The sequence below is a fragment of the Amycolatopsis thermalba genome (assembly GCF_003385215.1).
In the GTDB taxonomy this organism is placed as follows: Bacteria; Actinomycetota; Actinomycetes; order Mycobacteriales; family Pseudonocardiaceae; genus Amycolatopsis_E; species Amycolatopsis_E thermalba.
On the sequence record NZ_PQHW01000171.1, the window covers coordinates 1 to 8,577 of the forward strand.

Here is an 8,577-nt window from a genome sequence, read left to right on the forward strand (position 1 = left end):
AAGGCTTCTACAACACACGCCGACTACATTCAGCGCTGGGATATCGACCACCGATCGAAGTGCTCGACGAATGGTTCACCAATCAGCAGGTTGCGTGATACAGTCCGCTTGAGCCGCGTCCGAGATTTTCGGAGCACATCAAAAGAGTACCTTGACACGCCTGATCGGCGACCAAAGACCGGCTGTGGATCGGGGGCGGGGGAGGTCTGGTTGGGGTAGCCGGTGCTGCTGCGTTGCCGGCCGCCGGTTGTGCAGGGCTGCCGCGCGGCCCCGGGGGTAGCCGGTGCTGTTGCGTTGCCGGCTTGCGGTTTGCCGGGCTGCCGCGCGGCCCTGGGCCGTAGTCGGCCCACCGCCGTTGCCGGCCGCCGGTTCGCAGGCTGCCGCGCGGCCAGGTCCACTACCGCCCCACTTCCGTCACCCCCACTTGTCCACTGTTCTTCCACCCCCCACCCTCCAATGCAGCGCTTCGAGTGAGTTTGGGGTACCGCCGGGTGACGCGACCACGCTGCGCAACCCCTGCTCGCCAAAACCTTGATCAACTGGGCGATCGAGAACCGTTCGAGTTTCATCCGATGCGGGGCTACGGCGAGAAACCGAATCCGGCACGTGAGGGTTGGAAACCGTCACCTTCGGGTGCTGAGTGGTGGGAGATCAACACGCCAGGTACGCATGAGCCTGACAGGTCCACCGAGGCCAGGAGGTAGGGAGATGTTAGGCAAGTTCGCCAGGGTCATCGCGGTGGCGGTGGCCGGCAGCGTGCTGGCGGTGGGCGGCGCAGGCGTCGCCGCGGCCGGGGGGAAGGGTACGTCCAGCACGCAGGCCGCCGCGGAACAGGTTCTCCAGTTGCGCGACCAGCTCGCCAGGGCCGCCTACGCCGGGGAGGTGCCCGCCACCCAGCGGTCGCTCGGCGCGATGAGCCCGGTGCTCGGCGACCTCGCCGCCGGGCAGAAGTACTCCATCCAGTCCGACGCGCAGCAGACTGCCGCCACGAGCAACGACTACGCCACCGAGGCGAGCCGCATCCTGGCCGATCCGTCGAAGGCTGGCGAGGTCCGCCAGCTGCCGCCGGTGCCGGACATCCCGGACCTGCCACCGCCGCTGAACCTCGTCAGCAACCTGCTCAAGAACCTGCTGAAGACCGTGACGAGCCTGCTCGCCTCACTGCTCGGCTCGGCTCCGCCGCTCCCGGTGCCGGTGCCGATCCCGGCAGCCTGACCAGCGATCCGGCAGGGGGGCCGGAATCCGATGTGGACGTCCACATCGGATTCCGGTCTTTTTACGCCCGCAGTCCCAGGCGCAGTGCGCCCGCCGCCTCCGAGGTCGCCTCCCGGAACCGCCTGCCGACGCCGAGGAAGTTGACGTAACCGTGAATGAGATCGCGCTGACGGCTCAACGTGACCGGCACACCCGCGTCCCGCAGCTTGGCCGCGTACGCCTCGCCCTCGTCGCGCAGCGGGTCGAACCCGGCGGTGGCGACGTAGGCGGGCGGCAGCCCGGTGAAGTCCTCGGCGAGCAGCGGCGACAGCCGGGTGTCCGTGCGGTCCACCCCGGTCGGCGCGTAGTGGTCGATGAACCACGTCATGTCGGCGTCGGTGAGGAAGAAGCCGCTGGCGAAGATCTCCCGCGACCGGCGCCGCGTGCTCGCGTCCACCCCGGGGTAGAGCAGCAGCTGGAACGCCGGGGCCGGGCCGCCGCGCGCGGTCGTCACCTGGGCGGTCACCGCCGCGAGGTTGCCGCCCGCGCTGTCGCCGCCCACCGCGATCCGGTCCGGGTCCACGCCCAGGTCGGCGGCCTTGGAGTGGGCGTAGCCGAACGCGGCGAGGGCGTCGTCGGTGGCCGCGGGGAACGGGTGTTCGGGCGCGAGCCGGTACTCCACCGAGAGCACCCGGACGCCCGCGTGCTTGGCGAAGTAGCGGGCGGTGTTGTCGTGGCTCGCGCGGCTGCCGATCACCCAGCCGCCGCCGTGGAAGAACACCAGCAGCGGCGACGGCGACGGCAGCCCCTCGGGCACGTACAGCGTCGCCGGCAGCGGGCCGTGCTCGGCCGGGATGACGATCTCCTGCGTGCGCACCGGCTCGATCGGCTTGCCGCTGACCAGGTGGCCGGACTCGAGGATCCGCTGCCGGGCGACCTCGGGCGTGCCCGCGCTCATGCTGACCCGGTTGAGCTGCTGGAGCCGGAGCAGCAGCTGGGCGTCGAGCGCGAGTTCCTGGCCGTCCAGCCGGATGGGGCGTCCGGCGATCAGCCGTCGCGCGGCCCCGGGGAGCCCGAAGATCAGTTGAGCCGCGAGGGCTTCCGCGCGGCTCCGCAGTGAGGTCGCCATGACCCGGGAGGTTACTCACTAGTAGGCAAACTGACCAGGGTGTGACCGCCGCCTCCGTCCCAGATCCTGGTCCTCCACCTAGTACTCCAGCGGCACTTCGTGATCTTGCTCTGGTAGGTTCTGGGTCTTGTGTGGGTGGATGAGGACGTCTCGGCGTGGGCGGCGGGCTTGGAGGAGTTGTTCGGGCGGGTCGCGGGGCGGTTCTTCCGGGCCGAGCCTCGCCGACGTGCGCGCGCCTACGTGCGAGGCTTGTTAGCGCCGTTGGCGGACAAGAACGGCTGGACCCTGGCCGAGGTTGCTGGCGACACGACCCCGGATGGCATGCAGCGGCTGCTCAACGCCGCCGCCTGGGATGCCGACGGTGTCCGCGACGACGTGCGGGCCTTTGCCGTGGAACACCTCGGCGCCCCGGACGGTGTCCTGGTGGTGGACGAGACCGGATTCCTCAAGAAAGGCACCAAATCCGCCGGGGTGCAGCGGCAGTACTCCGGGACCGCGGGCCGGATCGAGAACTGCCAACTCGGCGTGTTCCTCGCCTACACCACAACGAAAGGACGCGCTCTGGTCGATCGAGAGCTGTATCTGCCGAAATCCTGGATCGCCGACCGTGAGCGTTGTCGCGACGCGGCGGTGCCGGACGAGGTCGAGTTCGCGACGAAGACCACCCTGGCCAAAGCGATGCTCGCCCGCTCGTTCGCGGCCGGTGTTCCCGCACGATGGGTGACCGCTGACGAAGCCTACGGCCAAGACAACAAGTTCCGATCCTGGCTGGAACAGCACAACATCGGCTACGTCGTCGCCGTCCCCCGCAGTCAGCCCTTACCCGCCGGCGGGTTCGCCACCGCACGAGCGGATCACCTCCTCGCCCAGGCGCCACCCGAGATCTGGAAACGCCGCTCAGCAGGTGACGGTGCCAAAGGACCACGACTCTACGACTGGGCCACCGCCACCATCCCCACGATCGGCGAGCACACCCCCGACGGGTGGACTCGACGCCTGCTCGTCCGTCGCCAGATCACCCCCACCGGGGTCGAACCCGAACTCGCCTACTACCTGTGCTGCGCCCCCGCAACCACGCCGGACGAGGAGCTGATCCGGGTCGCGGGTGCCCGCTGGGCCATCGAGGAATGCTTCCAGACCGCCAAGAACGAAGTCGGCCTTGACCACTACCAAGTCCGGCGTTACGACGCCTGGTATCGCCACATCACCCTGGCCATGCTCGCGCACACCTATCTCGCGGTCACGGCAGCGGTGTCCCCAAAAGTCCTGGCCGCGGCCTCATCCCGCTCACCCTCAGCGAAATCCGCCGTCTGCTGGCACATCTGATCCACACCCCACCGCGCTGGCGCCCGATCCTGGCCTGGTCACACTGGCGACGCCGTCACCAACACCGCGCCAAGACCAGCCACCACCAGCGAAGACAGCACAAACATCACGAAGTGCGGCTGGAGTACTAGGTGGAGGGGTTAGCCTCGAACTCGTGACTAGTGCGGCGGTCAACGTGGTCGGTATCGGCGGCTCCCTGCGCCCGGGCTCACAGTCCGAGCGCGCCCTGCGGATCGCGCTGGGCAGCGCGGCCGAGGCCGGGGCCGAAACGCTCGCCCTCACCGGCGACGACCTGGTGCTGCCGTTCTACGACTCGGCGATCGAGGAACGCACGCCGCAGGCGGTCCGCTTCGTGGAGGCGATCCGCCGGGCCGACGGGCTGATCATCGTCTCGCCCGGCTACCACGGCGCGCTGTCCGGGCTGATCAAGAACGCGCTGGACTACGTCGAGGACCTGCGGCCGGACGAGCGCCCCTACCTGGACGGCCGCGCGGACTTCCTGGCCGCCGTCGCGTTCGGGTGGCAGGCCGCGGTGACCACGCTCGACCAGCTGCGGACCATCACCCACGCGCTGCGCGGGTGGCCGACGCCACTCGGCGGGTCGATCAACTCCGCGGAGGTCAAGTTCGACGAGGTCGGCGGCGCCTCCGAGGAGAAGGCCGTGACCACGCTCAAGCTGATCGGGCGGCAGGTCGTGGACTTCGCCCGCGCCCGCCGCTGAGGATTCGTCCACCGGCTCACGGGGTATCCACCCGCTGACACCTGCCGTCGGCGGAGGGGAACCAGGTGGAACCGGTTTACACAGCGGTCGCGACCGCCCGTGGCGACGGACGGAACGGCGAGGTCACGACGTCGGACGGCGTGATCGACGAACGGCTGGCCGTGCCCAAGGAGATGGGCGGCCCCGGCGGCGAGATGACCAACCCGGAGCAGCTGTTCGCGGCCGGGTACGCCGCCTGCTTCCACAGCGCCGTCCGGCTGGTGGCGCGCAAGGCCGGCGTCGAGCTGGACGACTCCGCCGTCACCGCCGAGGTCGGGATCGGCCGGGTCGCCGGCGTCCTGGAGCTGGCCGTCAAGCTCGTGGCCCACCTGCCCGGCCTGGAGCAGGACCAGGCCGGTGAACTCGCGGCGCAGGCGCACCAGGTGTGCCCGTACTCGCGCGCCACCAGGGGAAACATCCAGGTCGAGATCACCGCGACGACCTGACGAAGAGTTGTCGACAAGGAGGATTTTTTCGATGGCGAACGCACCCATCAAGAGCCCGCTCAGCCCGGCCGACAAGGAGATCACCGGTAACGCGCTGCAGGCCGCGCTGGTCGACCTGGTCGACCTGTCGCTGATCGCGAAGCAGGCGCACTGGAACGTGGTCGGGTCGAACTTCCGCAGCGTGCACCTGCAGCTCGACGAGCTGGTGGCCACCGCGCGCAACTACGTGGACGAGGTCGCCGAGCGCGCCAACGCGATCGGCATCTCGCCGAACGGCAAGGCCAAGACCGTCGTGGAGAGCTCGGGTCTGAAGGACTACCCGGACAACTGGCAGAGCGTGGAGTCCACGATCGAGAACATCGTGAACATCCTCGCCGACCTGATCCAGCGCATGCGCAAGCGCATCGACGAGACGGACAAGAGCGACCTGGTCACCCAGGACCTGTTCATCGAGATCACGCACGAGCTGGAGAAGGCCCACTGGATGTGGCAGGCGCAGACCGCCTGACCGGCGCACGACGAGGGCCCCGGGAGCGTTCTCGGGGCCCTCGTCGCGTCAGCGCAGCCCGACCGCCTTCATCGCGAAGTGCACCTCCGCCGCGGTCTGCTTGATCGTCTCGGCGATCACCAGCGAGCCGTGACCGGCGTCGTAGCGGTAGAACTCGTACGGCAGGTCGCGCTTGGCCAGCCGCTCCAGGTAGTTCTCGATCTGCCGGATCGGGCAGCGCGGGTCGTTGTCGCCGGCCAGGACCAGCACCGGCGCCTTGACCGCGTCGACGTAGGTGATCGGCGAGCACTCCTGGTACACCGCGGGCACGTCCTCCGGTGACCCGCCGAACAGCGCCCGGTCGAACTGGCGCAGCTGCTCCATCTCGTCCTCGTAGGCGGCGACGTAGTCCGCCACCGGCACGCTCGCGACCCCGGCCGCCCACCGGTCGGGCTGGGTGCCCACGGCGAGCAGCGTCAGGTAGCCGCCCCAGGAGGCGCCGGAGACGACCATCCGCGCCGGGTCGCTCAGGCCGCTGGAGACGGCCCAGTCGTACACCGCGGCGACGTCCTCCAGCTCGGTCAGGCCGGGGCGGCCCTCGATCGCGTCGCGCCAGGCCGAGCCGTAGCCGGTGGAGCCGCGGTAGTTGACCTCGACGACGGCGAACCCGGCGTCCAGCCACACCGCGCGGTAGGCGGAGAAGCGGTCCTCGTCGGCCGCGTGCGGGCCGCCGTGCAGGGTGAACACCGTGGGCAGCGGTCCGTCCGGCGCGTTCCGCGGGCGGGCGACCAGCGCGTGGATGCGGCCGCCCGCGCCCTCGACGAACGCGTCGGTGACCGGCGCGGAACCGGGTGCCGGGTCGCCGGGCGGGGTGAGCAGGACGGTGTCGGTACCGTCGGTCGCCCGGGCGCGGATGACGGCGGGCTCCGCGGCGCTGGACCAGGAGTACTCGACCGTGCCGTCGGGGCGCACCCCGGCGCCGCCGATCCGGCCCGGCGGCGTGTCCACAGCGGACAGTTCGCCGGTGGTCAGGTCGTAGCGGTGCAGCGAGCTGCGGGCCTCGTGGAAGTGCACGACGAGCAGCGCGTCGGCCGACGGGTACCAGGTGGCGACGACCTCGCCGGGCAGGCCGAGGTCCAGCTCCTGCTCGGTGCCTGCGGCCACGTCCCAGACCAGCAGCTCCTCGCGGCCGCGGCGCTCGTGCAGCACGAGCAGCCGCTGGTCACCGGCGACGGGCGAGAACTCCAGCGGCGTGAGGCCCTTGCCCTCGCCGTCCCACTTGTCGGCGACGGCGTCGAAGTTCGTGGTGTCCAGGACGCGGACCGCGGGGTGACGGGAGTCACCGTGCTCGGCGTGGGAGATGGCGAGCAGCGACTCGTCGCGGGACAGCGCGGCGACGCCGGCGTCCTGGTCGCTGGCGTAGAAGCGGGTGGTCTGCCCGTCGCGGGTGGCGAACAGCTCGCTGCCGTCGTCGGTGGAGACGCCGCTGGCGATGACGCGGTGGCCGATCTCGAGCCCGGCCGGGTAGCCGGCGTGGTCGCCGGGCTGGGCGGGCTCGGCCGGGCCGCCGTCGAACGGCTGACGCATCCAGGTGCCGAACTCGTCGCCGTCGGTGTCGTTGAACCACCAGATGGCGCTGCCGTCGGGGGAGGTGGTGGCGTGCAGGGTGCCGTTGGGGCGGTCGGTGACCTGGCGGTGCTCGCCGGTGGCGCGGTCCCAGGAGTAGACCTCCCACACGCCGCTGGCGTTGGAGACGTAGATGTTGCGGTCGGGCGCGTCGAGGGACCAGTCCGGCACCGACACGCGCGGGGCGTGGAACCGGGCGCGCCAGCGGGACTCGGCCTCGGGGTCGTCGAAGAGGCGGTCGGGGATGTTCGCGGGCGGGTGCTGGGTAGTCACCCCTCGATCCTGCCAGCTCGTGCCCGTACCGTGTGCGTGTGCTGGAGGGATACGCGCCCGGGTTCGCGCAGGACGCGCTGTCGATCATGGCGTCACGCACCGCAACCGGCCGTGCGGAGTACGTGTTGCGACTGCTGCGGCCGGGCATGCGCGTGCTCGACGTGGGGTGCGGCCCGGGCACGATCACGGCGGGCTTCGCGACGATCGCCGGGCCGGGCAACGTGGTGGGGCTGGACCGGGAGCCGGGCCAGTTCCCGGAATCGTCCACAGTGGAGTTCGTGGCCGGGGACGTGTACGCGTTGCCGGTGGCGGAGGAGAGCGTGGACGTGGTGTTCGCGCACGCGTTGTTCGAGCACTTGACGCGTCCCGCCGATGCCCTTGCCGAAATCCGCCGGGTGTTGCGGCCCGGCGGCACCCTGGCGTTGTCTACTTCGGACTGGTCGCGCGCGCGGCTGCGCCCGGGCACGGCGAACGTCGCTGCCGCTCTGCGGGGCCACTACCTGCTCTGCCGCCGGGCGGGCGGCGACCCGTTCGCCGGGAAGCACGTGACGTCGTGGGTCACCGCGGCTGGTTTCCGGGACGTCCGCACCCACGGCCGCTTCCGGGCCGACATGAGCTACCGCCAGCTGGCGCGTTACGTGGAGTCACGCTTGGACGCCGCGCTGAGCGCCTCCCCGCTGGACCGCGACCAGCTGGCCTCCGCCGCCCGCTCCGCCTGGGCCTGGTCCCACACCGGCGACGGCGACTTCACGCAGTACTGGGTAGAGCTGCTGGCTACGAAGTAAGGCGCTACGCGCGTCCCTGAAAGGCGCCGGCTCCGCTGGGGATCGGGCCCGGAGGGGGTGTGGTTGGAGGAGGCGGGCACCACCCAACACGGCCGCCGGTCCTCAACGGGTAAAAGCGACTGTGAGGGCACCTCGGCTTCCGGCGCGGATGTCGCCCCGCGACACGCGCCACACGCGGCACCCAACCCACTCACCACGCGAATCGCGGGGGGTCCAGGGGGCTTGCCCCCTGGCGGGGGTCTGGGGGTTCGACCCCCAGAGAACACAAAGGAAAATCCCCCGTCCGCCAGCTTTACGGCGGACAGGGGATCCCCGGATTTTCCGTCGGGGTGGCGGGATTTGAACCCACGACCTCCTCGACCCGAACGAGGCACGCTACCAAGCTGCGCCACACCCCGATGTACTGCTTAGCGGGTCGAAGAAGAGTTTAGCGGATGTCGCTGGGGGCTTTGCGGGGGGTGGCCTTGGAGGCGTTCGTCGTGGTCTGGCCGCGTTCGACCAGGGTCAACAGGGTCGCTTCGGGTGGGCAGGCGAAGCGACCCTGTTGACCC

The 8,577-nt window shown here is 70.5% G+C and carries 7 protein-coding genes, 1 tRNA gene and 1 pseudogene; 6 read left to right on the forward strand and 3 right to left on the reverse strand.

Features of this window, described 5'->3' with window-relative positions:
* The first annotated feature begins 708 nt into the window (after window positions 1–708).
* On the forward strand, window positions 709–1,215 hold the full coding sequence (locus tag D0D15_RS34650; RefSeq protein WP_094005547.1) for a hypothetical protein: 507 nt from the start codon (window positions 709–711) through the stop codon (window positions 1,213–1,215).
* Between the two features lie 61 nt (window positions 1,216–1,276).
* Here D0D15_RS34650 and D0D15_RS34655 read toward each other — a convergent pair whose 3' ends face one another.
* Window positions 1,277–2,323 carry an alpha/beta hydrolase gene (locus tag D0D15_RS34655; RefSeq protein ID WP_094005548.1) on the reverse strand — a complete coding sequence of 349 codons (1,047 nt, stop codon included), beginning with the start codon at window positions 2,321–2,323 and terminating at the stop codon, window positions 1,277–1,279.
* A gap of 135 nt (window positions 2,324–2,458) precedes the next feature.
* Here D0D15_RS34655 and D0D15_RS34660 point away from each other — a divergent pair.
* From D0D15_RS34660 to D0D15_RS34675, 4 genes and pseudogenes are all read left to right on the forward strand, one after another.
* Window positions 2,459–3,780: pseudogene (locus tag D0D15_RS34660) on the forward strand (IS701 family transposase).
* Window positions 3,781–3,824: 44 nt separating this feature from the next.
* Window positions 3,825–4,370, forward strand: a complete 546-nt coding sequence (locus tag D0D15_RS34665) for an NADPH-dependent FMN reductase (protein WP_115945060.1) — start codon at window positions 3,825–3,827, stop codon at window positions 4,368–4,370.
* A gap of 65 nt (window positions 4,371–4,435) precedes the next feature.
* Entirely contained in the window at window positions 4,436–4,855 is a 420-nt protein-coding gene (locus D0D15_RS34670) for an organic hydroperoxide resistance protein (protein WP_094005551.1), read from the forward strand.
* A 31-nt stretch (window positions 4,856–4,886) separates the two neighbouring features.
* Window positions 4,887–5,363 carry a Dps family protein gene (locus D0D15_RS34675; protein WP_094005552.1) on the forward strand — a complete coding sequence of 159 codons (477 nt, stop codon included), beginning with the start codon at window positions 4,887–4,889 and terminating at the stop codon, window positions 5,361–5,363.
* A 48-nt stretch (window positions 5,364–5,411) separates the two neighbouring features.
* Here D0D15_RS34675 and D0D15_RS34680 read toward each other — a convergent pair whose 3' ends face one another.
* Entirely contained in the window at window positions 5,412–7,241 is a 1,830-nt protein-coding gene (locus D0D15_RS34680) for a prolyl oligopeptidase family serine peptidase (RefSeq protein WP_115945061.1), read from the reverse strand.
* Between the two features lie 38 nt (window positions 7,242–7,279).
* Between D0D15_RS34680 and D0D15_RS34685 the strand changes: the two genes are divergently transcribed.
* On the forward strand, window positions 7,280–8,026 hold the full coding sequence (locus D0D15_RS34685) for a methyltransferase domain-containing protein (protein WP_094005554.1): 747 nt from the start codon (window positions 7,280–7,282) through the stop codon (window positions 8,024–8,026).
* Window positions 8,027–8,350: 324 nt separating this feature from the next.
* On the opposite strand, the gene D0D15_RS34690 is transcribed toward D0D15_RS34685, so the two are convergent.
* Window positions 8,351–8,424, reverse strand: a tRNA-Pro gene (locus D0D15_RS34690).
* Window positions 8,425–8,577 lie beyond the last annotated feature (153 nt).